General features: G+C 73.6%; 21 protein-coding genes. 8 read left to right on the top strand and 13 right to left on the bottom strand.

Annotated features, from left to right (window positions below):
- Positions 1–2 precede the first annotated feature (2 nt).
- Both ACLQ27_RS28290 and ACLQ27_RS28285 read left to right on the top strand, forming a co-directional pair.
- Positions 3–1,160, top strand: a complete 1,158-nt coding sequence (locus ACLQ27_RS28290; protein WP_425869530.1) for a DUF58 domain-containing protein — start codon at positions 3–5, stop codon at positions 1,158–1,160.
- Positions 1,136–3,622: a DUF3488 and transglutaminase-like domain-containing protein gene (locus ACLQ27_RS28285; protein WP_425869528.1), complete on the top strand. Its 2,487-nt coding sequence runs from the start codon at positions 1,136–1,138 to the stop codon at positions 3,620–3,622. The genes ACLQ27_RS28290 and ACLQ27_RS28285 overlap by 25 nt, the downstream gene beginning before the upstream one ends.
- On the opposite strand, the gene ACLQ27_RS28280 is transcribed toward ACLQ27_RS28285, so the two are convergent.
- Together ACLQ27_RS28280 and ACLQ27_RS28275 are read right to left on the bottom strand one after the other, a co-directional pair.
- On the bottom strand, positions 3,623–4,201 hold the full coding sequence (locus ACLQ27_RS28280; RefSeq protein ID WP_425869526.1) for a hypothetical protein: 579 nt from the start codon (positions 4,199–4,201) through the stop codon (positions 3,623–3,625).
- Complete coding sequence (locus ACLQ27_RS28275; RefSeq protein WP_425869524.1) at positions 4,188–4,454, bottom strand: hypothetical protein; 267 nt, start codon at positions 4,452–4,454, stop codon at positions 4,188–4,190. The genes ACLQ27_RS28280 and ACLQ27_RS28275 overlap by 14 nt, the downstream gene beginning before the upstream one ends.
- 6 nt (positions 4,455–4,460) lie before the next feature.
- On the opposite strand from ACLQ27_RS28275, the gene ACLQ27_RS28270 reads away from it, so the two are divergent.
- Positions 4,461–5,264, top strand: coding sequence for a class I SAM-dependent methyltransferase (locus ACLQ27_RS28270; protein WP_425869522.1), 804 nt, complete (start codon positions 4,461–4,463; stop codon positions 5,262–5,264).
- Here the strand turns inward: ACLQ27_RS28270 and ACLQ27_RS28265 are convergent.
- Positions 5,261–6,052, bottom strand: a complete 792-nt coding sequence (locus tag ACLQ27_RS28265; protein ID WP_357493200.1) for an SDR family oxidoreductase — start codon at positions 6,050–6,052, stop codon at positions 5,261–5,263. The genes ACLQ27_RS28270 and ACLQ27_RS28265 overlap by 4 nt on opposite strands.
- Positions 6,049–7,032 (bottom strand): LLM class F420-dependent oxidoreductase, encoded by a 984-nt coding sequence (locus ACLQ27_RS28260; RefSeq protein WP_357493438.1) that lies wholly within the window; start codon positions 7,030–7,032, stop codon positions 6,049–6,051. Before ACLQ27_RS28260 ends, ACLQ27_RS28265 begins: the two co-directional genes overlap by 4 nt.
- A 64-nt stretch (positions 7,033–7,096) precedes the next feature.
- Between ACLQ27_RS28260 and ACLQ27_RS28255 the strand changes: the two genes are divergently transcribed.
- Positions 7,097–8,407, top strand: a complete 1,311-nt coding sequence (locus ACLQ27_RS28255; protein ID WP_357574312.1) for a low temperature requirement protein A — start codon at positions 7,097–7,099, stop codon at positions 8,405–8,407.
- A gap of 39 nt (positions 8,408–8,446) precedes the next feature.
- Entirely contained in the window at positions 8,447–9,310 is an 864-nt protein-coding gene (locus ACLQ27_RS28250; RefSeq protein WP_357493205.1) for a DUF1028 domain-containing protein, read from the top strand.
- 98 nt (positions 9,311–9,408) lie between these two features.
- On the opposite strand, the gene ACLQ27_RS28245 is transcribed toward ACLQ27_RS28250, so the two are convergent.
- Positions 9,409–10,077, bottom strand: a complete 669-nt coding sequence (locus ACLQ27_RS28245) for a maleylpyruvate isomerase N-terminal domain-containing protein (protein ID WP_425869553.1) — start codon at positions 10,075–10,077, stop codon at positions 9,409–9,411.
- Positions 10,078–10,085: 8 nt separating this feature from the next.
- Positions 10,086–10,973, bottom strand: coding sequence for a phosphatase PAP2 family protein (locus ACLQ27_RS28240; RefSeq protein WP_357493208.1), 888 nt, complete (start codon positions 10,971–10,973; stop codon positions 10,086–10,088).
- A 194-nt stretch (positions 10,974–11,167) separates the two neighbouring features.
- Between ACLQ27_RS28240 and ACLQ27_RS28235 the strand changes: the two genes are divergently transcribed.
- Positions 11,168–11,821 carry a DUF3159 domain-containing protein gene (locus ACLQ27_RS28235; protein ID WP_425869551.1) on the top strand — a complete coding sequence of 218 codons (654 nt, stop codon included), beginning with the start codon at positions 11,168–11,170 and terminating at the stop codon, positions 11,819–11,821.
- A gap of 284 nt (positions 11,822–12,105) precedes the next feature.
- Here ACLQ27_RS28235 and ACLQ27_RS28230 read toward each other — a convergent pair whose 3' ends face one another.
- Positions 12,106–15,012 carry a glycoside hydrolase family 48 protein gene (locus tag ACLQ27_RS28230; RefSeq protein ID WP_357574313.1) on the bottom strand — a complete coding sequence of 969 codons (2,907 nt, stop codon included), beginning with the start codon at positions 15,010–15,012 and terminating at the stop codon, positions 12,106–12,108.
- 843 nt (positions 15,013–15,855) lie between these two features.
- On the opposite strand from ACLQ27_RS28230, the gene ACLQ27_RS28225 reads away from it, so the two are divergent.
- On the top strand, positions 15,856–17,199 hold the full coding sequence (locus ACLQ27_RS28225; RefSeq protein ID WP_425869518.1) for a GH1 family beta-glucosidase: 1,344 nt from the start codon (positions 15,856–15,858) through the stop codon (positions 17,197–17,199).
- Between the two features lie 79 nt (positions 17,200–17,278).
- Here ACLQ27_RS28225 and ACLQ27_RS28220 read toward each other — a convergent pair whose 3' ends face one another.
- The 3 genes from ACLQ27_RS28220 to ACLQ27_RS28210 form a co-directional block, all read right to left on the bottom strand.
- On the bottom strand, positions 17,279–17,701 hold the full coding sequence (locus tag ACLQ27_RS28220) for a roadblock/LC7 domain-containing protein (protein ID WP_053652618.1): 423 nt from the start codon (positions 17,699–17,701) through the stop codon (positions 17,279–17,281).
- Complete coding sequence (locus tag ACLQ27_RS28215) at positions 17,698–20,247, bottom strand: sensor histidine kinase (protein ID WP_425869516.1); 2,550 nt, start codon at positions 20,245–20,247, stop codon at positions 17,698–17,700. The genes ACLQ27_RS28220 and ACLQ27_RS28215 overlap by 4 nt, the downstream gene beginning before the upstream one ends.
- Before the next feature lie 98 nt (positions 20,248–20,345).
- Positions 20,346–21,758: an FGGY family carbohydrate kinase gene (locus ACLQ27_RS28210; RefSeq protein ID WP_425869514.1), complete on the bottom strand. Its 1,413-nt coding sequence runs from the start codon at positions 21,756–21,758 to the stop codon at positions 20,346–20,348.
- Between the two features lie 271 nt (positions 21,759–22,029).
- Here ACLQ27_RS28210 and ACLQ27_RS28205 point away from each other — a divergent pair, with 271 nt between their 5' ends.
- Positions 22,030–23,961 (top strand): anthranilate synthase family protein, encoded by a 1,932-nt coding sequence (locus ACLQ27_RS28205; protein ID WP_425869549.1) that lies wholly within the window; start codon positions 22,030–22,032, stop codon positions 23,959–23,961.
- A 113-nt stretch (positions 23,962–24,074) separates the two neighbouring features.
- On the opposite strand, the gene wrbA is transcribed toward ACLQ27_RS28205, so the two are convergent.
- The 3 genes from wrbA to ACLQ27_RS28190 form a co-directional block, all read right to left on the bottom strand.
- Complete coding sequence (gene wrbA, locus ACLQ27_RS28200) at positions 24,075–24,692, bottom strand: NAD(P)H:quinone oxidoreductase (RefSeq protein WP_234589883.1); 618 nt, start codon at positions 24,690–24,692, stop codon at positions 24,075–24,077.
- Positions 24,693–24,980: 288 nt separating this feature from the next.
- Positions 24,981–25,349, bottom strand: coding sequence for a DUF3037 domain-containing protein (locus ACLQ27_RS28195; RefSeq protein WP_357493221.1), 369 nt, complete (start codon positions 25,347–25,349; stop codon positions 24,981–24,983).
- Complete coding sequence (locus ACLQ27_RS28190) at positions 25,346–26,104, bottom strand: HipA family kinase (RefSeq protein ID WP_234589868.1); 759 nt, start codon at positions 26,102–26,104, stop codon at positions 25,346–25,348. Before ACLQ27_RS28190 ends, ACLQ27_RS28195 begins: the two co-directional genes overlap by 4 nt.
- Between the last annotated feature and the right edge of the window lie 57 nt (positions 26,105–26,161).

The raw sequence follows: 26,161 nt of genomic DNA, 5'->3' as shown, positions 1-26,161 counted from the left end.
CCATGGGGATCACCGCCCGCGGAGTCGGGCTGCTCGTCGCCGCCGTCGTCCTGCTCGGCCTGGGGTTCCGCTTCGCGTACCCCGAGTTGACGTTGCTCGGCGCGGCGGCCGGCGCGGCCGTCGGCTACGCGGCGCTGACCGCGGCCTGGCGGCCCCAACTGGTGGTCGACCGCCAGGCGGACCCGGACCGGGTGGCGCGCGGGGAGCCGGCGAGCATGACGCTCACCGTGCGCAACGCCGGCCGGCTGCGCTCGGCGAACCTACTGGCCGAGGACCGGTGCGGGAGCCGTGCCGTGCCGGTGCCGCTGCTGCGCCTGCGGCCCGGTCGGGACACCGAGGTCCGCTACGACGTGCCGACCGACCGTCGCGGGGTGGTGCCGGTCGGTCCGCTGCGGGTGACGCGGCGCGACCCGTTGGGGTTGGTGGCGCTGGCCCGCCCGTACGGCGGGACGACGCCGGTCTGGGTGCATCCCCGGATCCATCCGCTCACGGCGGTGCCCCGCGGCGCGGGCCGCAGCCTCGACGGCCGGGTGGACGGTGTGCCGCACGGGTCGATCACGTTCGACTCGCTGCGGGAGTACGTGGTGGGTGACGAACTGCGTCGGGTGCACTGGCGCACGAGTGCCCGGGTCGGCGAGCTGATGGTGCGCGAGAACGTGGACACCAGCCTGCCGCGCCTGGTCGTCCTCCTGGACAACCGGGCCGCCGCGCATCCGCAGCGGTCCGGCGGGGTGGCCGAGTCGTTCGAGTCCGCGTGTGAGGCGGCGGCGTCGGTCGTCACCGCCGCGCACCGCGCGGACCTGCCGGTGTTGATGCTGCTGGTCGGCCCGGAGCAGGGGGACGGCGGGGACGGCCCCGCGCTCGGGCCCCTGGACCGGCTTGCCGCCGCCGACCTGTCCGACGAGGCCGACGCGTTGCGCGCGGTCACGACCCGGCTGCGCCAGGACCGGCTCGGCGACACACTTGTCTTCCTGACCGGCCCCGGTGGTCGGGACGGGTTGGGACACGTCGGCGCGCTGCGCGGCGCGTACCCGTCGGTGGTGGTCGGGGTGTTCGGCGCGGCCGAGCCGACGCCGGCGGGCACTGCCGGTCTGGTGGTGGTCGACGCGGCGGACGGCGCGCAGTTCGCCGCCGAGTGGGACGGGGTACGCCGGTGGTGACGGGCATCGCGCCGCAGGAGGAGACGGCGGCCCGTCGACAGGCGCCGCCGGCGGGCGGCGGCCCGAGCGCCGCGGCGCGGGTGGTACGCGCGCTGCGGGCGGCCGTCGTGCCGCTGGCGCTGATCACGCTCACCGCGCTCGCCGGGGTGGTGCTCGGTCGGGTGTACGCGGGCGACCTGCTGACCCGGCTGGTGATCGGCGCGGCGGTGGGCTCGGTGCTGGTGAGCGTCGCCACCCGACGGCTGCCGTCCTGGCTTGTCGCACCGGTGTCGATGGCGGCGATGGCCGGCTGGACGCTGTGGGCGTTGCGGCTGGCCGCCACCCACGCCGACCTGCCGGGCAGCCTGCTGGAGGTGAGCGCGGACGCCGCCCGCAACGGCATTCCCCGGCTGCTCACCGCGATGATTCCCGTGGAGCCCACACCGGACACGGTGCTGATCCCGGTGGTGGCGGCCTGGCTGGCCGGTCTGGCCGGGGCGGAGGTGGCGCTGCGCACCGGCCGGGTGCTGCTCGGCTACCTGCCGGCGGCGGGGCTCTACGCGGCGGCCCTCTACGTGGTCGGCCCGAACGCCGAACCGGCGATCGGGACGACTGTCGCCTTCGTCGCGGTCGCGGCGGTCGGGCTGGCCGCGCCTTCGGGTACGCCGTCGGCCGGCGGTGACCCGACGGCCGGTCTCGCCCCGGGGACGCGCGCGGCGGTACGGCTTCGGCTCGCGGCCTCGGCGGCGCTCGGCGTCGCGCTGGTGATCGGCCTGGTCGCGCTGCTCGGCCCGGTGGTCGCCGGTCAGGTCGACGGGCGTCCGGTGGATCCGCGCCGGTACGTGGAGCCACCGCAGGTGCAGACGCTCGACGAGAACCCGCTGATCCGGATCTCCGGGTGGGCGCTGCGCCCGGAGCAGAAACTCCTCGACGTGAACACGGTGGGTGCCACCCCGCCGGCCGACGCTGGGAACGACCCGAAGGCGACCGGCGGCGCGGACGATTCGAAGGCGGGTCGCAGCGTACAGATCCGGTTGGCGGTGCTCAGCGACTACGACGGGATCACCTGGCGGGTCGGCGCGACGTACCGCAACGCGGGGCGGATCCTGCCGGCCACCGCGCCGGCCCGGGACAGCACCGTGGACAGTGTTCGGCAGGAGATCACCGTGGCGGAGCTCAGCGGTCGGCTGCTGCCGGCCGTGGCGACGCCGCGCGAGGTCAGCGGGGCGCGGGTGGCGTACGACCCGGCGACGGGCACGCTGATCAGGCCGGAGGGACTGACGCCGGGGCTGCGGTACACGGTGACGTCGGCCCGGGAACGCCCGGACAACAACCTGCTGGCCACCGCGAACGTGCCGGCCGGCGAGGAGGTGGCCCGGGTGCTGCGGGTCGCCGACGGGGTGCCCGACCCGATGCGCCGGTTGGCGACACAGCTCGCCGAGGAGAACGGCGCCCCCTACGAGCGGGCGGTGGCGATCGAGCAGTTCCTGGCCGAGCACTACCGGGTGGTGGCCGACGCGCCGAGCGGGCACGCGTACCCGAATCTGGCGTTCTTCCTCTTCGGTCCGCGCAACGGCGGCGGGCAGCGCGGGACGTCGGAGCAGTTCGCGGCCTCGTTCGCGGTGCTCGGCCGGCTCTCCGGTCTGCCGACGAGGGTGGTGGTCGGCTTCTCCTGCAGTGGGCAGGGCCCGGTGCGGGCCGGTGACGCGTACGCCTGGCCGGAGGTGCTCTTCGACGGGTTGGGTTGGGTGGCGTTCAACCCGCTGCCCCGCCCGGAGAACGAGCCGAGGCCGGTGGAGGAGGATTTCCGTCCGACCCCGGAGGACCCGCCGCCGTCGGAGGCGCCGGCGCCCACTGTGGATCCGAGCGCGTCGCCGGAGCCGGTGGCCGCCGCCGAGGGCCCGCCCGCACGGGGTGGCGCGTCCACGCCGGTGCTGGTCGCGGGCGGCAGCGGTGCGCTGCTGCTCCTGGTGGGGGCGCTGCTGCTCACCCTGCTGGCGATGCGCCGCTCCCTCACCCGCAAGCGGTTGGCGGGTGGTGACCCCGGCCAGCGCATCGCCGGCGCCTGGCGGGAGGTCACCGACGCGTTGCGACTGGCCGGCCGTCCGGTCGGTGACGACCTGGCGGCGACCGAGGTGGCCGCGCAGGCCCGCCAGGCCCTTGCCGAAGCCCGAGCAGGCACGACCAGCGGTGGCAGCGCACCTGGCAGCGGCACGAACGGCAGCGCCACACCCGGCGGCGGCGTGCCCAGCGCGGAGCCGGCAGTCGACGAACTGGCGACGCTGCTCAATCAGGTGGGCTTCGCCCCCGAGGCCGCGGCGGCCGGTCAGGCGGCCCGCGCCGCCGAGGTGGCCACGGCCTACGTCGCCAACCTGCGCTCGGCCCGCCCCTGGTGGCGTCGCCTGCTCTGGTCCGTCCACCCCTCCCCCCTGCACCAGGCCCGCCGGTCCCCCCACTCCCACCCCCGCCGACCCACGCGGTGATCAAGAGGTTCGCGTCATGTCAGGACCCGTTCCTGACCCGAACCTCTTGATCACCGGTGGCGGGTTGGGGGATCGGAGCCGGGCGCGGCGGCCGTAGTCGGCGGCCACCGCAATCACCAGGGGGCCCCACGCGGCCAGCGGTGCGTAGTACCGCAGCACGTCCCAGCCGGGCGGGGTGCGCGCCGGTTCGTCGCGCCCCATCCCCACCCAGCCGCGGTTCACGACGTGGAACGTGCTGTTCAGCACCAGGTACAGGCAGATGGCGACGAGCAACGAGCCGCCGACCACCGCGGCGAGCACGACCGGGCGTGCCGGGATCGAACGCCTGCCGAACAGCGGCACCCAGTGCGGCACCTGCTGTCCCCAGTGGTGCACCAGCCCGAGTGTCGACAGGGCCAGGCCCATCGACAGGACGGACAGGAAGATCATGTACCACGTCGTGACGGCGTCGTCGGTGAACACGAGGGACAGTCGCCAGATCGCGGACGGCAGGACGCAGAGCGGGACGGCGTACGCGGCCCCGACGGCCCAGGGCGCGGGAGCGGCGGCCCAGGTGCGGCCCGGGTCAGTGGATGTCATGCGCGTTCCGATCGTCGAGGGCGATCCGGTAGAGACGCAGGGCAGTCGCACCGACGACGAAGACGCCGCAGGCCACCGCCCATCGCCGCACCCGGTCGATCGCTGCGGATCGAGTGACATTCATGAACCGATGATCTGCGGGCCGGACGCGCGCCTCCTCCCCGGCGGAGGTGAACGCGTTCCCGCCTTCGAGGGAGGAGTCGCGCGCCGGCGCGGAAACACGGTGGCGGCGGATAGGCGCGACGACGAGCATCGGGGGGTGGATCAGCACACGAGCGAGATCGTCGACTACTACACGCTGCGCTACCGCGAGGACCAGCGGCTGTCCGCCCGCCCCCAGGCACGGCTGGAGTGGATCCGCACGACGCAGCTCCTGCGGGATCTCCTGCCCGGCCCGGGTGCTCGCGTCCTGGACATCGGCGGAGGCACTGGCGAGTACGCGAGGGCCCTCACCGGTGCCGGCTACGAGGTCCGCCTCGTCGACCTGGTGCCGAGTCACGTCGCCCAGGCACGCGGCGGACAGCCGCCCATCGAGGCCCGGGTGGCCGACGCGCGGGCGCTTCCCGACGCCGACGACGCGTACGACGTGGGGCTCCTCCTGGGGCCGCTCTACCACCTGGTGAACCGTGCCGACCGGCTGAAGGCGCTACGGGAGGCCGTCCGGGTCACCCGCCCCGGCGGTCACGTCGTGGCCGCCGCCATCTCCCGTTTCGCCGGCCCGCTGGACTTCGCCGCCACCGGACGCCTCGACGAGAGGCTCCTCGACGAGGCCGAGAGCCTCCTGACCGACGGCACCAACGATCCACGGACCGGTTTCACCCATGCCTACTTCCATCGGGTCGAGGAGATCACCGACGAGTGTTCGGCGGCGGGGCTGACCGACGTCGTCGTACACGGGGTGGAGGGCCCCGCGTGGACGGCTGCGGAGGCCGCGGCGGGCGGGCCGGGGCAGGACGCGGTCTTCTCCGCGGCGTTGGATCTGGCCCGCGTCTACAGCACCGAGCCAGCGCTGGTCGGATCGAGCGCGCACCTCCTGGTCGCCGGACGCGTCCCGGGGCGTTAAGCGGTCAGCCGGCGGACCAGCTTGCGGAGGCCGGCCTGCCAGCCGTCCGGGTCCTCGGCGCGGCGGCGGGCGTAGTCGGCGACCTCCGGGTGCGGCAGGATCAGGAACCGCTCCTCGGCCAGCCCGGCGATTGTCGCCTCGGCCACCTGGTCCGGGCTGAGCACCGCTCCGGAGGCGGCGATCACCCGGGCGCCCAGGTGGCCCTCGACGATGCCGTCGGCGAGCATCGGGGTGTCCACACCCTGCGGGCAGAGGGCGCTGACCCGGATGCCCCGGTCCCGGTAGGTGATGGCGAGCCACTCGGCGAAGCCCACCGAGGCGTGCTTCGTCGTGGTGTAGGCGGCGTCGCCCACCGCGGTCAGCACCCCCGCCGCCGAGCAGGTGTGCAGCAGGTGGCCGCCGCCGCGGGCGAGCATCCCGGGTAGCACCGCGCGGGCCGAGTAGACGTGGGCGAGCACGTTGACCCGCCACGCGCGGTCCCAGGCCGCGTCGTCGACCTCCACTCCCCCGCCGGTGGTCACTCCCGCGTTGGCGCAGAACAGGTCGATGCGGCCGAAGCGTCGTTCGGTGTCGTCGACGATCGCGCGGACCTGGGCCTCGTCGGTGACGTCGAGGGCGGCGGCGTGCGCCACCGGGCCGATGCTCTCGGCCACCGCGTGGGCCGCCTCGGCGTCCAGGTCGGCGACGATCACCGCTGCGGCGCCCTCGGTGGCGAAGCGCCGTGCCAGTGCCGCCCCGATGCCACCGGCCCCGCCGGTGACCACCGCGATCCGGTCGGTCAGGTTCACGCGGACGCTCCCACGGGCTCGGTGCCCAACCGGGCGATGAGGGTCATCAGGGCGGCGGCGCTGCCGGCGGTCACCTCGGGAGTGGGCAGCAGCGCGAGGACCGGCACGTCCACGCCGGCGTCGGCGTAGCGGCGGACCTGGGCCCGGCACCGCTCCGGCGAGCCGTGCAGCACCAGGGCGTCGACCACCTCGTCGGGCACCGCCGCGCTGGCGGCACGCCGGTCACCCGCCGCCCAGGCCTCCCACATCGGCGCCAGCGCCTCCGTGCGGCCGAGCCACCGATGGAATTCGGCGTACGCCGGCACGGTGAGGTAGCTGGTGATCAGCCGGCGGCCGAGCGTGCGGGCGTACGCGGTGTCCTCGGTGGGGCAGACGAAGATCCGGGCGGCGATCTCGAAGCCGGCCCGCCGCTCGCCCAACTCGGCGAGGGTCCGCGGCACGTCGTCGGCGCTGAGCCAGTTGAGGATGACCCCGTCGGCCTCGGCGCCGGCGAGCCGGAGCATGCCCGGGCGCAGCGCGGCGAGCAGGATCGGCGGCGGCACCGCCGGTGGCCGTTCGAGGGTGAACCGGCGCACGGTGAAGGTGTCGTAGACCTCGTCCACCGTCTCGCCGCGCAGCGCGGCGCGCAGGAACCGCAGGACGTCGCGGGTGCGCCGGAACGGCTCGTCGAACCGCACCGCGTTCCAGTCCCGCACGAGCACCGGCGAGGACGCGCCGATGCCGAGCGCGAACCGGCCCGGTGCCGCCTCGGCGAGCGCCGCCGCGCTCATGGCGAGCAGCCCGGGGCCACGGGTGAAGACCGGGGTGATCGCGGTGCCCAGCCGCAGCCGCGGCTGCCACGCCGCGGCGAGGGCCAGCGGCGTGAACGCGTCGGTCCCGGCGACCTCGGAGGACCACACGTCGGTGAACCCGGCGCGATCAAGGGTCGTGTAGACCGCCTGGTGATCGGCCAGCGGGATCCCGCCCAACGGCACCGTCATGCCCCATCGATTCGTCACCGATCGATCGTGCCCGTTGACGGTGCCCGCGAGCAAGATCCCCGAAGTGGGCAGAATCGCCGGTTCGCGGCTGCGCGCCCCGGCCGAGGTGCTACGACTTCGAGGTGGACCGGAGCACCGGCGCAGGCCGCTGACCATGGGTTCCAGGGCGGCGGGACACCTGGAGCCGGTTCCGGCGGCGGCCGCACCCGGTCGGGCCACGTTCCTGGAGCTCTTCTTCGACCTGGTCTACGTCTTCGCGCTCACCCGGATCTCCGCGCGCGCGTTCGAGGACCTGACCGAGAGCCCGGCGCGGCAGCACCTCTGGGCGGCGGTCACCGGCAGTGGCAAGACGCTGCTGTTGCTGCTGGCCCTCTGGTCGGTCTGGCAGGGCACCGCGTGGACGACCAGCCGCTACGACCCGTACCGGGCGCCGCTGCAGACAGTGGTGTTGACCGCGCTCGTGTCCAGCATGGTGATGGGGGTCGCGATCCCCCGGGCCTTCAGCGAGACCTCGCTGATGTTCGCGACGGCGTACGTCATCGCGCAGGTGACCCGGCCGCTGATCCTGTCGATCGCGTTGGGGCCACATCCGTACCGCCGGCTGAAGGTGCGGATGACAGTGGTCTTCGCCGTCAGCGGGGTGTTCTGGATCGGTGGGGCGTTGCTGGCCACCAACGGGCAGGTGGTGCTCTGGACGCTGGCGCTGCTCATCGAGTACCTGGCGGCGCGGTGCGGCTGGCCGGTGCCGGGCCTGGGCCGGTCGACGGTCTCGAAGTGGGAGATCGCCGGGGAGCACCTGGCCGAGCGGTACCAGCAGTTCTTCCTCGTGGCGCTGGGCGAGACGATCCTGGTGGCCGGTTTCGCCTACAGCAAGGGCACCTACGAGTCGGGGCACGCGTTGGCCTTCGCGCTCGCGGTGGCCACGTCGATCATGCTGTGGCGGATCTACGTCCAGCGCGCCGGGCAGATCCTGGCCGAGGCGGTGATGACGGCCCGTCACCCGGCCAACATCGGTCGCTCGGCGGCGGACACGCACCTGGTCATGGTGGTCGGCCTGGCCGCCACGGCGGTCGGCTACGAGCTGATCATCGACCACCCGCTGGGCCATGCCCCACCGACGTGGCTGGCCATGACGCTCGGCGGACCCGCGCTGTTCCTGGCCGGCCGGGCCCGCTTCGAGTACGAGGTGTTCGGGCGGGTCTCCCCGTCGCGCTGGATCGCCATCCTGGTGCTGGCGGCGGTGGCCGTACCGCTGCTGTTCCTGCCGGGGTTGGCCGCGTCGGCCGCCGGAGTGGTCGTGCTGGGCGGCGTCGCGGTCGCCGACGCCCGCCGGGCGCGGGGCGGGCCGCCGGAGGCCGCCGCGACACCGTTCTGAGCCGTCGGCGTACGCCGAACGGCCGGATAGTCTCGGCGGGTGACCTTCTCCCTCGTCGCCCGATCCGCCGACGGCCGCCGCCACGGCGTCGTCGTGGCCAGCAAGTTCCTCGCCGCCGGGGCGCTGGTGCCGGCCGCGCAGGCCGAGGTCGGCGCGCTGGCCACCCAGGCGCACGTCAATCTCGCCTACCGCCCGCAGGGGCTGACTCTGCTGCGCACCGGGGTGGGCGCCGCCGACGTGGTGGCCGGCCTGGTCGCCGCCGACGCCGAGCGGGAGCACCGGCAGCTCGGCGTGGTGGGCGTCAGCGGGCCGGGCGCGAGCTGGACCGGCCCGGCCTGCCACCCGTGGGCCGGCGGGCGCACCGGCGACGGCTGGGCCGCGCAGGGCAACATCCTCACCGGCCCGGAGGTCGTCGACGCGCTGGGCGACACGTGGCTGGCCTCCTCGGCGCTGCCGTTCGCCGAGCGGCTGGTCGCCGCGCTGCGCGCCGGTGACGAGGCCGGTGGGGACCGGCGCGGCCGGCAGAGCGCCGGCCTGCTGGTGGTCGAGCGCGGCGGAGGGTACGGCGGCACCAGCGACGTGCTGATCGACCTGCGGGTGGACGACCACCCCGACCCGGTCACCGAACTGGGCCGGCTGCTGGCCGTGCACACCCTGCTGTTCAGCCGACCCGACCCGGCGACCCTGCTCGACCTGAGCGGCGCGGTCGCCGACGAGGTCGCGACGTTGCTCACCGCGCTGGGCCACCCGGTCGGCGACGACGGGCCGGAGGCGGCGCTGTTCTCCTGGGCGGGGCTGGAGAACCTGGAGGAGCGGCTGGTGCCGGGCCGCATCGACCCGGTGGTGCTCACGCACCTGCGGGGCGTCGCCCCGCACGTTCCCGCACCCCGCCCGGCGAGCTGACCGGGCAGCCCGGCGTCGCCCGGGCCCGCGCGCGGTCCGGCGAGCCGACCGACCAAAGCGGCGCCAGCGGCACTCGCTGACGGGCCAGGGTGGTCGGGTCAGCGGCCGAAGGCGAGCCAGCGGAAGCCGGCGGCGTCGATCGCGGCCCGTTCCGGGCCGGTCAGCGCGGCACGTCCGGTGGTCTTGCGGATCAGGGTCAGCCGGTCCCAGCCCAACGCGGCAGGCGTGGGTCGCCCCGCGGTGAGCAGGTCGGCGATCACCGCGGCGGCGTGCGGTGTGAGCCACGGCTGGCGGTCCAGCGCCGCCGCCAGGTCCAGGCCGTGCACGCCCACCTCGACCACCCGGGTCCGCAGGAACTCGGTGAGGAGCATCGCATCGCCGTGGCGGGTCCGGACCACCCGATCGGGCGGGGCTCCGGCGACCGCCGCGTCGGCGGCCCGCCAGGCCCGCTCGAACCCGATCGCCAACGCCTCCCCGCTCGCCTGCCGCGCGTCGCGGCGGCCGCCGGCGATGCGGTCGGCGTCCACCTGCGGGGTGAACTTCGCCGCGCCGAAGTAGCGGGCGGCGTCCACCTCGGCGCGCGGAGGTGCGGGGGCGGCGAGCATGTCGGCCAGCCGTCCGGCGCCGGTACGCACGTGCGCGAGCAACTCCCGGACGGTCCACGGCGGGCAGGGGGTGGACCGGTCGAGGTCGACGTCGTCCACCTCGGCCAGGACCTCGGTGAGCCGTCCGCACTCGGCACGGAACGCGGCACGAACCGGGTCCATCGGTCGGCTCACCCCTTGACCCTCGGCACCAGCCGATGCACGACGGTCAGCACCAGCGCCATCACCAGCGCCATCGTGCCGGCGATGCCGGCGGCGCTGCCCGCGTACCCGACGAAGAGCGGGCGGCGGCTCAACTCCTCCGGCCCGGTCCCGCGCAGGTCCACCAGCCAGGTGAGGGCCAGCCCGGAGGCGATCAGGGCGAGCACGCCGGCCACGCCGAGCACGATCGCGGCGACGCGGTGGGCGTCGCCGGGCGCGATCTGGGCCTGCTCGCGTTGGGTGATCAGCAGGACCAGTCCCGCCAGCGCCGCCCACACGCCCACCACCAGGTAGGCGGCGACCGCGTCGCTGGGTCGGTGCCAACCGGCGGACAGGGTCGCCACCCCGGCGAGGGCGGCGTAACTCGCGCCGACGAAGGCACCGACGGCCCGCACCTTTGGCGGCAGGACGAGCATGAGCGCGACCGCCACCGAAGCGGCCACGGCGGTGTGCCCACTGGGGAGGCTGTTGCCCACCGCTGCGCGGTCCGGGTCGAGGCCGAGGTCGGGCCGGCTCAGGCCGTACTTGAGCAGTTGGGTGGAGACGTTCGCCCCGGCGATGAGCAGGGTCGCGGTGACGGCCAGGGCGATCCGCCCCCGGATGAGCGCGATGAAGCCGATCATCGCGGTGGCGGCGAGCAGGGAGACCACCGACATCGCGTTGAGGATCCGGTCCACCGGACCGTCGATACGGTCGTGGCCGATCTGGTTGCCGGTCAGTGCGACAGTGTCGACCCACTGGCCGATCTCGGTGTGCAGGGCCACCCGCCAGACGGCGAGGAAGGCGGCCGCCTGGACGAGGGCCAGTACGACCAACCAGACCGCGGTCCAACCCCGTGCCGTCGCGCGCATCCGCACACCGTAGCGGCCGGTGCCGGCCGGTCGGTCGGTGGCCCACCGGCTCCCGCCGGTTAGGTTGGGACCGAGGCGAGGAGGTGGCGGTGGACGGCACACCGGGGCGGGAGTCCGGCCAGGTCGAGCCCGGGCCGGACCGGGCGGCGGCGGCCGGTCCACACGCCGGTGGGACGGCCCCGGTCGAGTCCCTGGCGGACTTGCTGGGCGGTCGGCGGGGCGCGGTGGACGCCACGCTGCCGCCGGTGGCGTTCGCGCTGGGCTGGCTGATCGGGGGCGAGTCGCTGTGGGCCGGGGTGGGCGCGGCGCTCGCCGTGGGCGTCGTGGTGGCCGGCGTACGGCTGCGGCGGGGTGACCGCCCGCGCTCGGTGCTGATCGGGCTGCTCGCCGTCTGCGTCGCGGCGCTGATCGCGGTGCGGACCGGGCGGGCCGAGAACTTCTTTCTGATCCAGCTGCTGTCGAACGCCGCCAGCGCGCTGGCCTGGGCCGTGAGCATCGTGGTGCGCTGGCCGCTGCTCGGCGTGCTGGTCGGCGCGGCGCTGGGCCAGCGGACCCGGTGGCGGCGGGACCCGGCGCTGCTGCGCGGGTACGGCAGGGCCAGTTGGGTGTGGACGGCGACCTATGTGGTGCGGGTGGCGGTGTTCGTCCCGCTGTACCTGAGTGGGCAGGTGCTCGCGCTCGTGGTGGCCCGGATCGCGTTGACCTGGCCGCTGGTCGCGGCGGCGCTGGCGGTGAGTTGGGTGGTGCTGCGCCGGTCGTTGCCGACCGGGCACCCGGGGCTGCGTCACCCGGTCACCGGCGACCCGGACGTCCGGCCCGACGAGCAGGCAGGGCACGGGTCCCGGCGGGCATAAAAGTGGAGAGGCCGCCACGGGGGGAGCGGCCTCTCCGGTGACGTACGTTACTCCGTCATCCTCTGTGGTGTGATCCCGCGACAGCCGGAATTTCTGGGCTTTTTCGCGGCAGTCTTCAGTCCGGGCGGTGGGGTGGGCCGGTCGACCCGCTGCGTTGGCCAGATGACCGGCCCACCCCGGCCTGACCGTGGGTGTCAGGCCGTCCGCCGGCCGGGTCCCGTCGTTCCCCCGGACCCGGCCGAACCCCGGGGTGGGCGGGGCACTCCACCCACCCCGGGTCGTTGTCAGCCGTTCGGGAACAGGGTCCCGTAGTCGGCGTACGCCATGGCCACGTCGGCCTGCGCCCAGAAGCGGTGGTAGTTGAAGCTGGGCTCCGCACCACCGTTCAGGTACGCCTGCACCTTGGGCCAGTCCGGGTCGTTCTTGTAGAAGGACCGGATGTCGAGGAAGCTCTTGCCGGCGGCGATGGCGTCACCGTTCGGCATCTTCCCGGTCCAGCCCGGCGGGACGTAGAGGCCCTGCCCGGTGGACGCGTCGTAGACGTCGTCGAAGCGCTTGTAGTCGCCCCGCGTCTCGGTGGTGGAGACGCCCTTCGCGTCACTGGCGGCGTCGAGCGCGTCCAGCAGGCCCTTGGCGGTGGTCTTCGCCGCCGCGTTGCCCGACTTGGCCGCGTACGCGATCAGGGTCCGGGCGTAGGAGGCGGCGACGCCGACGTCCTGGCCCTTGCTGATCACCTCGACGTGCAGGTTGGTGTTGGGCTGCGGGCTGGACGGGTTCCAGGTGGTCGGCTGACCGGTCCACTTCATGTCCGACGGGATCGACCAGTTGGTGCCGACGGTCGTGTTGGCGATCGCCCACGGCACCCACTTGTCCAGCAGCGCCTTGGCCTTCGCGTTGCCGGTCTGCAGATACAGCTCGGCGATCCGCTGCATCGACCACGCCTGCATGCCGAACCACTGGTTCGACGGCGGGTCGTTGTAGACCGGGTCGACGTCGTAGAACATGCCGTAGAAGGTGCTGGTGCCCGACGGCGGCTGGGCGTAGCTGCCGTCCCAGCTGTTGGTCGCGCCGCCGGCGATGCCGCCCTCGGACGACTGCAGCCAGGTGTAGAACTCCAGCTGCCGGTCGAAGCTCTTGGTCCAGTCGGCGACAGCTGTCGACGACTGCGGCTTGAGCTCCGGGGTGTTGGTCAGCGCCCAGGCCGCGAACGGGTTCTGGTAGCCGAAGTGGTTGTGGCTGGAACCGATCCGCCAGGACCAGTTCTGGCTGGTGTCGTACGCGCCGCCCCAGGCGTAGTACCAGGACAGCAGGTAGTGCGCCGAGTCCTTGCCGCTGCCGGCGGGGCAGGTGCTGGCCCCGACGCAGTTGCCGATCTTCTTGAAGTACTTGTCGAACATCGCGTACCGCAGGTAGTCGCCCATCTTGGCGGCCTTGGCCACGGTGGCGGCGACGTCGGCCTGCTTGCCCTGCGCCTTGGCCCAGGTCAGCGCCCAGTACGCGGCCTGCACGGCACGGGCGTCGGCGTCCGGGGCGTTGGTGTACTTCCACTGCTTGGCGGGAGCGCCGGTGTCCTTGACGAACAGGTCGAGGTAGCCGTACTGACCGCCGTGCTTGAAGGTGTCGCAGGACGGCTGCGGGACGGTCTCCCACACCGACTCCTGCGTGCCCCGCTGGAAGGTGTTGATGTACGCCGGCTTGGTGGTGCCGTCACCACAGTGGCCAAAGCCGTAGGTGTTGTCGACGTCCATCAGCCAGTGCATGCCGTAGATGTCGCCGGTGCCGTAGGTGGACTGGAGCTCCGAGCGGAGCGGGTCCTGCCCGACGGAGATGTTGGGCTGCAACGCCGAGGGGTACTGGCTGGGCAGGTTGTACTCGGCGGCGTACTGCGGGGTGCCGGCGGAGCCCGCGGTGGGCTGGTCGGCGTGCGACGGGATGATGTACTTCTCCATCACCGTCCAGGCGTTGTTGAACGGCGCCCAGTTCTGGGTGACGCGGCCGTACTGGGCCTCGAGCCAGATCCAGAAGCTGAACGCCTCCGACGTGGTCTCGTGGCCGTGGTCGGGCGCCTCGACGATCAACGTCTCGACCGAGTGGTACGGCACGCCCTCGGGGCTGAAGTAGCCCGAGTTCTTGATCTTGCCGTACTGGTCGAGGAACTTCTTGATGTAGGCGTTGTCGCCGCCGGGGGTGTCGTTGTCGATCTCCGTGGCGGTGACCGCCAGGGGCGCGATACCGGTGGCGGACGCGGTGATGGTGGCGGCGCCGCCGACGGTGTCGGTGTCCTCCGCCGCGGCGACCGTGACGGTGACCCCGGTGTTCCAGTTGGTCGGCGTCAGCGTGGCGCTGGTCGGCGAGACCGTGATGTCGGTGTCCCCGCTGGGGGTGAGGGTGACCGGCACGCTGGTCGTCGGCGCGGCGCTGAGCTTGAGGTTGAAGGTGGTCGTGCCACCCTCGTTGACGCTGACCGCGGACGGCGTGGCGATCAGCGTCGGGCCGCTGGCGGCGCCGACGGTGAACGCCTTCTCGGCGACCCCGATGCCGTTGGCGTTGTCGTACGCCTTGGCCTGCACCGTGTAGTTGCCGGCCGGCAGGTCCTCCTGCGTGTACGCGTACGGCGCGGTGGTGTCGGTGTTGATCAGCAGGCCGTTGCGGTAGAACTCGACCTTGCTGATCGTCCCGTCCGGATCGCTGGCCGTGGCGGTCAGCGGCACGTCGGCCGGGGCGGTGAACGGCCCGCTCGGCAGGGCGAGGGAGACGGTCGGCGGCTGGTTGGCCGGGGTGCCGTTGCAGGAGGTGCCGTTCAGGGTGAACGAGGTGGGCTTCGGGTTGCTGCCCGAGTAGGAGCCGTTGAAGCCGATGGTGGTGGAAGCACCGGTGCCGAGGTTGCCGTTGTACGACTCGTTGGTCGCGGTGACCTCACTGCCGGACTGGCTGAACCTGGCCGACCAGCCCTGGGTGACTCGTTGGCTGCTGTTCGGGAAGGTCCACTTGAGGGTCCAGTTGCTGACCGCGTCGCCCAGGTTCTTGATGGTCACGTTCGCGGTGAAGCCGGTGTTCCAGTCGTTGGTCGCGTAGACCACGTCGCAGGCGGGTGCTGCCTGCGCGGCGCCGGCGGGCAGCGTCACCCCGCCGATGGCGAGCGCGGCGGCGGCGAGAATCGCCACTCGGCGGCGTCGTGCCAGTTGTCTCATGTGCGCGGTGTCTCCTCGGACCAGGCCGGGGTGGTCCCCGGCGAGGCGCCTGCCCGCGGGTGTGGTGGTACGCGGGGGATTCGAGGCGCCGGGAAGGTGGTCGCCCCGGGCCCGGCCGGGGTACGGCGGTGCGGCCCGCGCGGGAGGGGGTTCCGCCGGCTGCGATCGGGTGCCGTGACCGGAAGTCGTGCTGCCGGCTGCCCTCGGCGGACCCACGCCCACGCGATCTGGCTCCTGTCGCGTTGAATCGACAGTGTGCCATGGAAGCGCTCCCACAACAAGCGCACAGAGGGTGGGATCACCCAGTTGTTTCGATCTCGTTTTGGGTCTTTCACAAAGGCGTGACGGGCGTTACAGTCGCAACATCGGTCGATGGGAGCGCTTCCATCGACAAAGGTTCCAACTGGAAGATCACCGGGACCGTCCTCGTGGCGGGCCCGGGGAACCAACCCGAAGGCCGACGGCGGGCCAGCCCGGACGCCGCCGTCAGCCATCATCCCGCCACAGGGAGGGAGGTGGAACCAGAGCCACTCGCGTGGCCCGGCTCCCGCGCGACACGCACGGCAGGACCCAAATTCCGCCCGTGTGTGTGCAGTTACGGTGGGGACGGGGGTTGCCCTCCCCCGTCCCCACACTAAACCCCCGTACACAATGGGAAAAGAGGCCGACGGGACAGGCGCGAGGCGCCGCCCGGTCGGCCTCGTTCGCTGTCCGGGGCCCTCACCCGCCTCGACCCGCCACGCCGGCCGCCCTGACGGCCGGCTCACCGGGCCGGCCGCTCCTGGCCTATCCTGGGAGCGCTCCCGAATCTCGGCGGCGGCCCCGTATCCACGAGGAGAATCCATGTCGATACCTACCGGGCCCGCCGGCCCGCTGCGCTTTCCCCGCGACTTCGGCTGGGGCGCGGCCACCTCCGCTTACCAGATCGAGGGCGCCACCAAGGAGGACGGCCGCGGCGAGTCGGTCTGGGACACCTTCAGCCGTGTCCCCGGGCGCACCCGCAACGGCGACACCGGCGACGTGGCCGCCGACCACTACCACCGGTACGCCGAAGACCTCGACCTGATGCGCGACCTGGGTCTGCGCAGCTACCGCTTCTCCATCTCCTGGCCCCGCGTCCAGCCCGACGGCACCGGAGCGCCCAACCAGCGCGGGCTCGACTTCTACCGCCGTCTCCTGGACGGCCTGCACGAGCGCGGCATCGCCCCGATGGCCACCCTGTTCCACTGGGACCTGCCGCAGGCGTTGCAGGACGCCGACGGCTGGGAGTCCCGCGACACCGCCCACCGCTTCGCCGACTACGCCGACGCGGTCTTCACCGCCCTCGGTGACCGGGTGCCCGTCTGGCTCACCATCAACGAGCCCAAGACCGTCGTGCAGAACGGCTATCTCATGGGCCACCACGCGCCCGGCCGGCAGGACCCGGACGCCGCCTACCTCGTCGCCCACCACCTGCAACTGGCCCACGGTCTCGCGGTCCAGGCGCTGCGCGCCGCCGACGGCACCGGCCGGATCGGCCCCGCGCTCAACCTGCACCCCTGCTACCCCACGGACGACTCCCCCGAGGCTGCCGCCGCCGCCCAGCTGTACGACGGCTACGAGAACCGCCTCTACCTCGACTCGCTGCTCAAGGGCAGCTACCCGCAGGATGTGCTGGCCGACCTGGGCCCGCAGAGCCGGATGGTGCGCGGCATCCGCGACGGCGACCTGGCGGTGATCTCGGCCCCGGTCGACCTGCTGGCCGTGCAGTACTACACGCCCATCTACGTCACCGCCGACGGCAGCACCGAACACCGGTGGCCGACCTCCGAGGCCGGTTGGCAGCAGATCTACCCCGACGGCATGTACGACATCCTGACCCGGGTCACCCGTGACTACGGCCCGATCCCGCTCACCGTCACCGAGAACGGCCTGCCCACCCCCGACACCCTGGCCGCCGACGACACCGTCGACGACAGCGGCCGGATCACCTTCCTGCGCGACCACCTGGCCGCCGCGCACCGCGCCATCAGCGCCGGAGTGCCGCTGGAGAGCTTCCACGTGTGGTCGATGCTCGACAACTTCGAGTGGGACGAAGGGTACGACCAACGCTGGGGCCTGGTCTACGTGGACTACACCACCCAGCGTCGGGTGCTCAAGCGCAGCGCCCACTGGTACCGCTCCGTCATCGCCGAGGGCGGTTTCTGAGCGGGCCGCCCGGACGGCCGGGCCCGGACGGCTCGGCTCCGGGTGAGCCGGTGACCGTCCGGGTTCCGGTCGGGAACGTTCAGCGGGGCAGCGCCTGCTGCAACTCCGCCCGCAGGGCAGGGGTGAGCATCTCCCCCGCCTGCTTCGCCAACCGGGCCATCTCGTAGCCCACCACGCCGATGTCCGCATCGCCGGCCGCGAGCGTGGCCAGGATCGACCCGTCGCGGACCTGCATCACGAGGAAGTAGCCCCGGCCCATCTCGACCACCGTTTGCTTGACGATGTCGCCGTCGAACATCTGCGCCGCGCCCGCCGTGATGCTCATCAGCCCGGACGTCACCGCGGCGAGCTTGTCGGCGTGGTCGCGGGGCAGATGGTCGGAGATGGCCACCAGCAGCCCGTCGGAGGAGACCACCACCGCGTGCGCCACACCCGGCACCCGCTCCGCGAACGCGCTCACCAGCCAGCTCAGGTCACGTGCCTCCTGGCTCAACGTCGTCACTGTCGTCGTCCTCCTTCGTCGTGCCCCCACGAGGGTGGCACCGGTATCTCGGTGGTGTCCTCGGCCTCGGCACGCCGTACCCCGCTGTAGAGCCGGGAAAGCATGCCACCGACCGCCTCCGGGTCCAGTTCGGCGCGCGCCGGCGCCGACTCCGGCTGGGCCGGGCGGGTGACCGCGGAGAGTTGCGCCATCGGCACGCGGATCGGCAGGCCCCGCTCGTTCGTGCCGGCCGTCACCGGGGTGGCGGGCGGCGCGGCCGGGCCGGGGGCCGCCGCCCCGGTCGGTCCCTGCCGGGACCACCAGCCGCCGCCGTCAGCGCCGCCGCCGACGGCGGCCGGCGCCAGCACGTCCTCGGCGCGGACCGGCACGGGGCGACTCTGGCGCGGCACGGTGGCGGCCGGCGGGCGACCGGCCACCGGCAGGTCCAGCGGAGCGACGGCCGGGCCACGGGCACCCGCCGACCGGGCCGCTCCCGGCAGCCGCTGCGCGGCGGCGCCCCGCGCCGCACTCGCCGCCAGCATCCGCGCCGGCGCCGGCGGATCCAGCTCCACCGAACCAGCCGGAGCCAGCAGGGCGCCCGGCAGCACCAGCCGCGCGACCAGGCCGCTCTGGCCCGCGTCGAGCTGCACCCGCACGCCGAGGCGGCTCGCCAGGTGGCTGACCACGAACAGGCCCATCCGCTCGACAGCCGCGACGTCCGCGGCCGGCGGAGTGGCCAGCACCGCGTTCGCCTCGGCCAGCGCGGCCGGGCTCATGCCCAGGCCGTCGTCCACGATCTCGATCAAGGCTCCCGAAGCCTGGACCCGGGCGGTCACCAGCACGACAGTGTCCGGACGGGAGAACGCTGTCGCGTTCTCCAACAGCTCGGCCAGCATGTGCACCAGTTCCCCGACCGCGTGCCCCACCACGTTGACCTCGCCCACCGAATCCAGCCGGACCCGCTGGTACTGCTCGATCTCGGCGGCGGCGGCCAGCAGCACGGTGCCGAGACCCACCGGACGGTTCCACCGACGGGTGGAATCCGTACCGGCGAGCACGAGCAGACTCTCGTCGTTACGGCGCATCCGGGCGGCCAGGTGGTCGAGCTTGAACAGGTTGTCGAGCTGGTCCGGGTCGCTCTCCTCGCGCTCGAGGTCGTCGAGCAGCTCCAGTTGGCGCTCCACCAGCACCTGGCTGCGGCGGGCAAGGTTGACGAACATCGCGTTGACGTTGCGCCGCATCGACGCCTGCTCGACGGCGACGGTCACCGCGCTGCGGTGCACCGCGACGAACGCCTCCGCCAGCTCACCGATCTCGTCGAGTGAACGGACCACCGCCGGCGCTACCTCGATGCTCGGCACCCCGCCGGTGACGGTCCGCAGCCGATCCAGCGCGTCCGGCAGCTCGACCTGCGCGATCCGCAGCGCCTGGCTGCGCAGCAGCCGCATCGACCGGGCGACCGACCGCCCCACCAGCAACGAGATCAGCAGAGCGACCAGCAGGACGGCGACGACACCGCCGACCACCAGCAGGGTGGCCCGCAACTGGCCACTGCTGGCGTCGTCGGCCTGGCGCACCGCGTCGTCCAGCACCCCCGCCTCGACCTGGCGCAGCAGCTCCTGACGCTGTTGGCTGGCCGACCACCACTGCTCGGACGGCAGCACCTCGGACGCGGCGTTCCCGGCCGGCAGGCTGCGCTCCTCCAGCTGGGTGGCGACCAGGAACAGCGGGTTCACCGAGGTTTCGTCGTACCGGCGGATCTGGTCCGTGGTGGCGGCCACCCGGAACGCGCCGAGGGCGGTCAACTGCTGGGCCCGCAGGTCGGTGAGGGCCACCCGGTCCTCCGTGCCATAGCGGCCGGCGCGGGCGGCGGCGTAGAGCTGGGCGCGGACGCGCGAGGAGAGCTCCTTGACCCGGGCCAGCTGCACGTAGCGCAGCACCGCGTCGCTCAGCGCCGCCCGGTCCTGACCCGGCGTCGGCTCGGCGAGCAGATCCAGCAGCGCGCCCACGGCCCGGTGGTAGTTGCTCAGGATGGTGTCGTTACTGAGCACCGCCGGCGGGATCGCCGGACGGATGTCGATCACCTGGTCGTACGCCTCCTGCGCCTCGGAGAAGGCCACCCGCCAGGACGCGTCGGCGTCGGCCAGCGGCCTGGCCGCCCGACTCAGGTCGGCCATCGCCCGGTCGGAGGACGCCTGCAACGGCCGCAGCGCGGTCGCGGCGGCCTGCCGGTCGCCACCGCGGCGCAGCTCGCCCAGCTCACCCGCCGAGCGGTCCCGCTCCTGTTGGAGCTGGTGCACCACGGCGGTGATCTCCCGGCCGATGGCGACCTGCCGGGAGAAGTCGTTGAGCGCTGTCGTCCGACCGACCAGGGTGCTGGTCTGCACCCCCGCGAGCACCAGGAACGCCAACGACGGCACCACCAGCACGGTGGCGAGCTTGGTGCTCATCCGCCAGTCCCGCAGCCGGAACGGCGAGCGGCGTCGATGCGGGACGACGCGGACGTCGAAGCGTCGCCGGCGGTGGTTCGACACCCCGCCGGTCGCCGGGTCGGGACCTGCCGCCACCCTGCCTCCTCCTCCTGCCGCGTCCACCGCGACCCGGGGAGCGCAGTCCATCCAACCAGGCTCGGTAGCGCTGTCAACGGCCCGGGCAGGGCGAAAGTTCAGGAAGGATACTGCGGGTGGGACCGTCCTGTCGTGGTCGGTAAGACCAGCTCATCCGTCCGGCCGATGTCGGCGAGCTCGGCCGCCGCGCCAAAGCGGCCCAGCGCGACCAACGCGGCGCCGGTGGCACCGATCTCCGGGTTCCGTTGGTGCGACACCGGACGCGGCGCGAGCGCGGCGGCGAATGCCTGCCGCCACCACACCGAGGCGGCCACCGCGCCGCCACCCAGCACCACCCCGACCGGTTTGTCGACGGTGGACTCCAACACCGCGAGATCGTCGGCGACCAGCTCGCACAGCCCCTGCATCAACCCGGCCAGGATGTCCACCGCAGTGGTGCTGAAGCTCAGGCCGCGCAGCTCGCCCGAACCCGCCGGCGCCAACCCGGGCGGCCGGTCGCCCCCGAAACGGGGATCGGCCGGCCGGCCGCCGCCCGCCGGCACCAACGCCAGCGCCGCGTCCAACTCGTCCCCGGAGGGCAGTCGCAGCTCCCTGTTCGCCCAGGCGAACAGGTTGCCACCGCTGGAGTACGCCGCCCCGGTCACCACGTGGTCGTGATCGACCCGGTAACGCCAGAGTCGTTCGGGCAGCCGCGGCAGCGGCTCACCGGCCGGGATCCGTTGCATCAGGCGTACGGCCGCGGAGGTGCCCACCGTGACCGCGGCGCGGCTCGGGTCGGCGCAGCCCGAGCCGACGTTCGACGCGCCGCCGTCACCCACCGGCGGCGTCCACCGGGCCTCGGCCAGCTGCGGCCAGCGGCGGGCGCGGTCGGGCCGGAGCCGGCCGTGCCAGTCCAGCTCACCCAGGGGCGGCAGGTCGCGCGGTCGCGCGCCGGCGAGCGTCAACGCCTCCTCGTCCCAGCGCAGGCTGCTCAGGTCCAGCAGGCCGGTGCCGGAGGCCTGGGAGACCGACATGGGCGCCGCCTGCAGCAGCTCGCCCAGCACGTACTCCGGCAGGCCGACGAACCGTGCGATCGGCGAGCCCGACTGTTCCCGCAGCCAGGGCAGGCGCATGGACCAGTAGGAGCGGTGCCACCAGCAGCCGGTGCGCTGGTGGAACCCGTCCGGGTCGGCCGGGCCGGACGTGTCGCCGACCGGCGCGGGCCGGGTGTCCAACCAGGTGACGACCGGGCCCAGCGGAGTGCCGTCGCGGTCCAGCGGAAGCACCGAGTGCCACTGCGCGGAGGTCGCCACCAGACCGACGTCGTGCAGGTGCCCCGCCTCGGCCAGCTCGTCCAGACACTCGATGAGACAGGCGAGGTAACCGGGACCGGAGAGCGTGCCGGTGCCGTCGTCACCGATGGCGAGGTTGACCTTCCGCCGGGCCAGGGCGCCGGGCAGCGGCTGGGTTCCCCCGTCCAGCACCAGCCCGCGTACGGAGGAGGTGCCCAGGTCGAGCGCGAGAATGTTCATCGCCGGTCAAGTTACCCGGTGCCGGCCGCGCGGGAACGAAGGTCCGGTCGGGCACACCCGTACGTCCGAAGGGGTCCCGGGCCGGGCCGCGGCCGCGTAAGGTGGACCGCATGCTCGCGCACCCAACCTCCTGGTGGCCCGCCGACCCGGCGGCCACCCCCCGCGCGTAGCTCCATCCACGCGGCCGCCACCGAGGCGGCCGCCGGATCTCCCGGCCCGGATGGCCGCCACCGCTGGCGGCGCCCGGCCCACGGAGACCACGATGACCAGCCTGACCCACCTGACCGACCTGCTCGCCGCCATCTCCCGTGGCGACGACCCCGGCCCGTTCGCGCTGCTGCGCCGCGAGGGCGCCGACGAGCTGGAACTGTTCACCGGCGTCGTCGCCACCGTCGACCGGCTGGCGGACATCCCGCTGTCGCCGAGCGTGCCCGGGGCGCGGACGCTGGCCCTGGTGCCGTTCCGGCAGATCGCCGAACGCGGCTTCGCCTGCGTCGACGACGACGCCCCGCTGGAGTGCCTCCAGGTCCGCGAGCACCTGCGGATCCCCCTGGCCGAGGCCCTGGCCGCGCTGCCCGACCAGCCGGTCCGCACCCGCGACGCCGCGTTCGACGTCAGCGACGAGGAGTACGCGGGGATCGTGCAGCGGGTGCTCACCGAGGAGATCGGCCGCGGCGAGGGCGCGAACTTCGTCATCCACCGCACCCTGCACGCCACAGTGCAGGGCGCCCCGCTGGTGGCGGCGCTGGCCGCGCTGCGCCGGCTGCTGGTCGCCGAGCGTGGCGCCTACTGGACGTTCGTGGTGCACACCGACACGCGGACCCTGGTCGGCGCCAGCCCCGAACGACACGTCAGCGTCGACGACGGGCTCGTGATGATGAACCCGATCAGCGGCACCTTCCGGCCCAGCGGCGACACCCGGGACCGGGAGGCCCTGCTGCGGTTCCTCGCCGACCCCAAGGAGGTCGAGGAGCTCTACATGGTGCTCGACGAGGAGCTGAAGATGATGGCGACAGTCGCCGAGCACGGCGGCCAGGTCATCGGCCCGTACCTCAAGGAGATGTCCCACCTGGCGCACACCGAGTACCTGCTCGCCGGGCGGGGCACCCGCGACGTGCGGGAGGTCCTGCGGGAGACGATGTTCGCGCCCACCGTGACGGGCAGCCCGATGGAGAACGCCTGCCGGGTGATCGCCCGGCACGAGCGCCGGGGCCGGGGCTACTACGCGGGTGTGCTGGCCCTGCTCGGGCACGACGACGCCGGCCGGCAGACGCTTGACGCGCCGATCCTGATCCGTACCGCCGAGATCTCCCCCGCCGGCCAGCTGCGGGTGCCGGTCGGCGCCACCCTGGTCCGGCACTCCACGGCGGCCGGCGAGGTGGCCGAGACGCACGCCAAGGCCGCCGGGGTGCTGGCCGCGCTCGGTCTCGGCCCGGCGGCGCCCGCCGGCGACCGCGGGCCGGTCGTGCGGCTGGCCGACGACCCGGCGGTACGCGATGCGCTCGCCGCGCGGAACACGCCGCTGGCCCGGTTCTGGTTGGACCAGCGGGCGCCGGACGCGCCGGGGCTGCCCGGGTTGGCCGGTCGGCGGGCACTGATCGTGGACGCCGAGGACACCTTCACCGGCATGCTGGCGCACCAGCTGGGCGCGTTGGGTCTCGCGGTCACGCTGCGGCCGTGGCACGCCGGTGGCCCGGTCGACGAGTACGACCTGGTGGTGGCCGGGCCCGGGCCGGGCGACCCGGGCAGCGCGGACGACCCGAAGATGACCGCGTTGCGGGAGCTGCTGGACGGACTGCTGGCGACCGGCCGGCCCACCCTCGCGGTCTGCCTGGGGCACCAGGTGCTGGCCGGGCTGCTGGGGCTGCCCCTGCACCGCCGGGACGCGCCCTATCAGGGGTTGCAACGGGAGGTCGCCCTGTTCGGCAGGACCCGCCGGGTCGGCTTCTACTCCTCGTTCACGGCACGGGCCGAGCTGGACCTGCTGCACACCGCGTACGGGACGGTGGAGCTGGCCCGGGACGCGCGCGACGGGTCCGTGCACGCCCTGCGCGGGCAGGGTTTCGCCGGGGTGCAGTTCCACCCGGAGTCGGTGCTCAGCCCGGACGGTCTGACCGTGCTGACCGAGTTGCTGGCCGATCTGCTGCCGGCGTCCCGCCAGGTCCGGCAGGCATCGCCCACCGGCCCGGCCCACCAGGCGTAGCCGACCGGCCGCGCCCGCTCGGCATAGCCACCGCCGTCGTGGGGTAGGGCTGGTGCGACAGGTGGTGCGGGCGGGCCGAGAGCCCCCGCCCGCGCCACCGGTCGCACCAGCTGTCAGCCGCCCAGGCCCTGCTTGAGCGCGGTGCCGATCAGCACCGCCCGGCGGGCGGTGAGGGCGCAGGCGCCCAGCGCCACCGCGTCCGGGGCGATCTCCCCGTTGTTGCTGGTGTGCGAGGCGCCGTACGGGTTGCCGGCGATGAACTGGCTGGAGTCGGTGTAGCCGGGGGGCACCACGACACCACCCCAGTGGTAGAAGACGTTGAAGAGCGAGGTGAGGGTCGTCTCCTGCCCGCCGTGCGAGGTCGCGGTCGAGGTGAAGCCTGCGTAGACCTTGTTGGCCAACGCGCCCTGCGCCCACAGCGGACCTGTGGTGTCGATGAACTGCTTCAGCTGGGCGGCGATCATGCCGTACCGGGTGGGCGATCCGAGGATCACCACGTCGGCCCAGGCCAGGTCGTCGATCATCGCCTCGGGCACGTCCTGGGTCTCCAGGTGGTGCGCCTGCCAGCCGGAGTTGGAGCGGATCGCCTCGTCCGGCGCCAGCTCCCGCACCTTGCGCAGGCGCACGTCGGCGCCGGCCTCCCCGGCGGCCTCGCACGCGGCCTGCGCCATCTGGTAGGTGATGCCGGTGGCGCTGTAATAGATCACCGCTACCTTGGTCTGGGCAGCCATCAGATTGTCCCCTTCTCGTCTCGGGTCAGCTCCCGCGACTACCCGACGGGTGCGGTGACAAACGACGCCGGTGACCGCCTTCCGGTCGTCCGGGCTCAAGTTTTCCGCAAGTTCCCGGTCGTTCCGGCCCGGCCGTGAGCGCGGGCGGCCATCCTGATGCCATCGGTGCCGGCGCGATCCTGCCGCCCCCCAGGCACCGGGCGCCTGAACGGGGGATCGCGCTCCGCTGGCAACGACGCTGGCGCAGCGCGATCAGGGGTACGTCCCGAGACCTCGCGGCCCGTGCGCTCAGTGGACCAGCGCCGCCATCAGCCGATCCAGCTCGTCGGCCGGGTCAGCGGTGAGGCCGGTGTGCACCGGGCCCGCCTGGATCATCGTGCTGCGGGGCGCGGCCAGCCAGTGGAACCGCTCACCGAGCCGCATCCGGGTCGCCGGCCCGTCACCGGAGCAGGTCCGGTCCAGAGAGTCGAGCACCGCCGCCACGGCCGGCAGATCGACATCGGGCGCCAGCGCGCGGACCCGATCGGCGTCCAGGTGCGTCCGCGCGGCCAGGAAGTCACGCTGCTGGCAGTAGAGCAGCACCCCGACGTTGATCTGCTCGCCGCGCTCGATGCGGGGAACCAGCCGGATGAGGGCGTACTCGAACGGATGCCTCACGCCACGCTCCCCGCCGGTAGCCAGTCCGCCGGCCGGGCGACCCGCCGCGACAGGTGCGCCACGTACGCCTCGCGCGCCGCGTCGGCCGAGTCGAAGTCGGCGGCGGTCAGCCACTGGTCCGGCACCAGCGCCAGCACCTCCCGCAGCAGCTCCGGGGTGACCCGGGGGGCCAGCTCGGCATCGGCCTCGGCCATTCGCGACGCGTACGGCTCCAGCACGTGGTCGTCCGCGCGGTAGGCCCGGTGCACGGCGGCGTCGGCGCGCGGCCAGTTGTGGTGGAAGTACAGCGCGGCGCCGTGGTCGATGAGCCACAGCTCCCGGTGCCAGACCAGCAGGTTCGGGTTGCGCCAGCTCCGGTCGACGTTCTCCACGTACGCGTCGAACCAGAGCACCCGGGACGCCAGCACGGCGTCGACCGGGTGTGCGACCGGGTCGAAGCCGAGCGCTCCCGGGAGGAAGTCCATCCCCAGGTTGGCGCCGCCGCTGTTGCGCAGCAGCTCCTGCACCTCCTGGTCGGGCTCCGCCCGCCCGATCACCGGGTCGATGTCGAGGACCACCAGCGGTGGCACCCGCAATTCCAGCCGGCGGGCCAGCTCACCGCAGATCACCTCGGCGATGAGCGCCTTGGGGCCCTGCCCGGCGCCGGAGAACTTCGCCACGTACGTGCCGAGGTCGTCGGCCTCCACGACGCCCGGCAGCGAGCCACCCTCGCGCAGCGGCGTGACGTAGCGGATGGCGTTGACCTGGCGGAGCACGTCGCCCACCCTACTGGGGCCCGGGTCGTGGCCCTCCCCCTGTCGTCGTCGGACGTG

Source organism: Micromonospora sp. DT63 (assembly GCF_049841615.1).
Lineage (GTDB): Bacteria > Actinomycetota > Actinomycetes > Mycobacteriales > Micromonosporaceae > Micromonospora.
The sequence above is the reverse complement of the archived record's forward strand: the minus strand, read 5'-3'. Positions and strand labels throughout refer to the sequence as shown.

Bases quoted from the DNA above. Each gene is read 5' to 3' on its own strand.
- ACLQ27_RS28290 (WP_425869530.1), top strand. From the start codon at position 3: ATGGGGATCACCGCCCGCGGAGTCGGGCTGCTCGTCGCCGCCGTCGTC.
- ACLQ27_RS28280 (WP_425869526.1), bottom strand. From the start codon at position 4,201: ATGACATCCACTGACCCGGGCCGCACCTGGGCCGCCGCTCCCGCGCCC.
- ACLQ27_RS28275 (WP_425869524.1), bottom strand. From the start codon at position 4,454: ATGCTCGTCGTCGCGCCTATCCGCCGCCACCGTGTTTCCGCGCCGGCG.
- ACLQ27_RS28260 (WP_357493438.1), bottom strand. From the start codon at position 7,032: ATGACGGTGCCGTTGGGCGGGATCCCGCTGGCCGATCACCAGGCGGTC.
- ACLQ27_RS28245 (WP_425869553.1), bottom strand. From the start codon at position 10,077: ATGGACCCGGTTCGTGCCGCGTTCCGTGCCGAGTGCGGACGGCTCACC.
- ACLQ27_RS28230 (WP_357574313.1), bottom strand. From the start codon at position 15,012: ATGAGACAACTGGCACGACGCCGCCGAGTGGCGATTCTCGCCGCCGCC.
- ACLQ27_RS28225 (WP_425869518.1), top strand. From the start codon at position 15,856: ATGTCGATACCTACCGGGCCCGCCGGCCCGCTGCGCTTTCCCCGCGAC.
- ACLQ27_RS28210 (WP_425869514.1), bottom strand. From the start codon at position 21,758: ATGAACATTCTCGCGCTCGACCTGGGCACCTCCTCCGTACGCGGGCTG.
- wrbA (WP_234589883.1), bottom strand. From the start codon at position 24,692: ATGGCTGCCCAGACCAAGGTAGCGGTGATCTATTACAGCGCCACCGGC.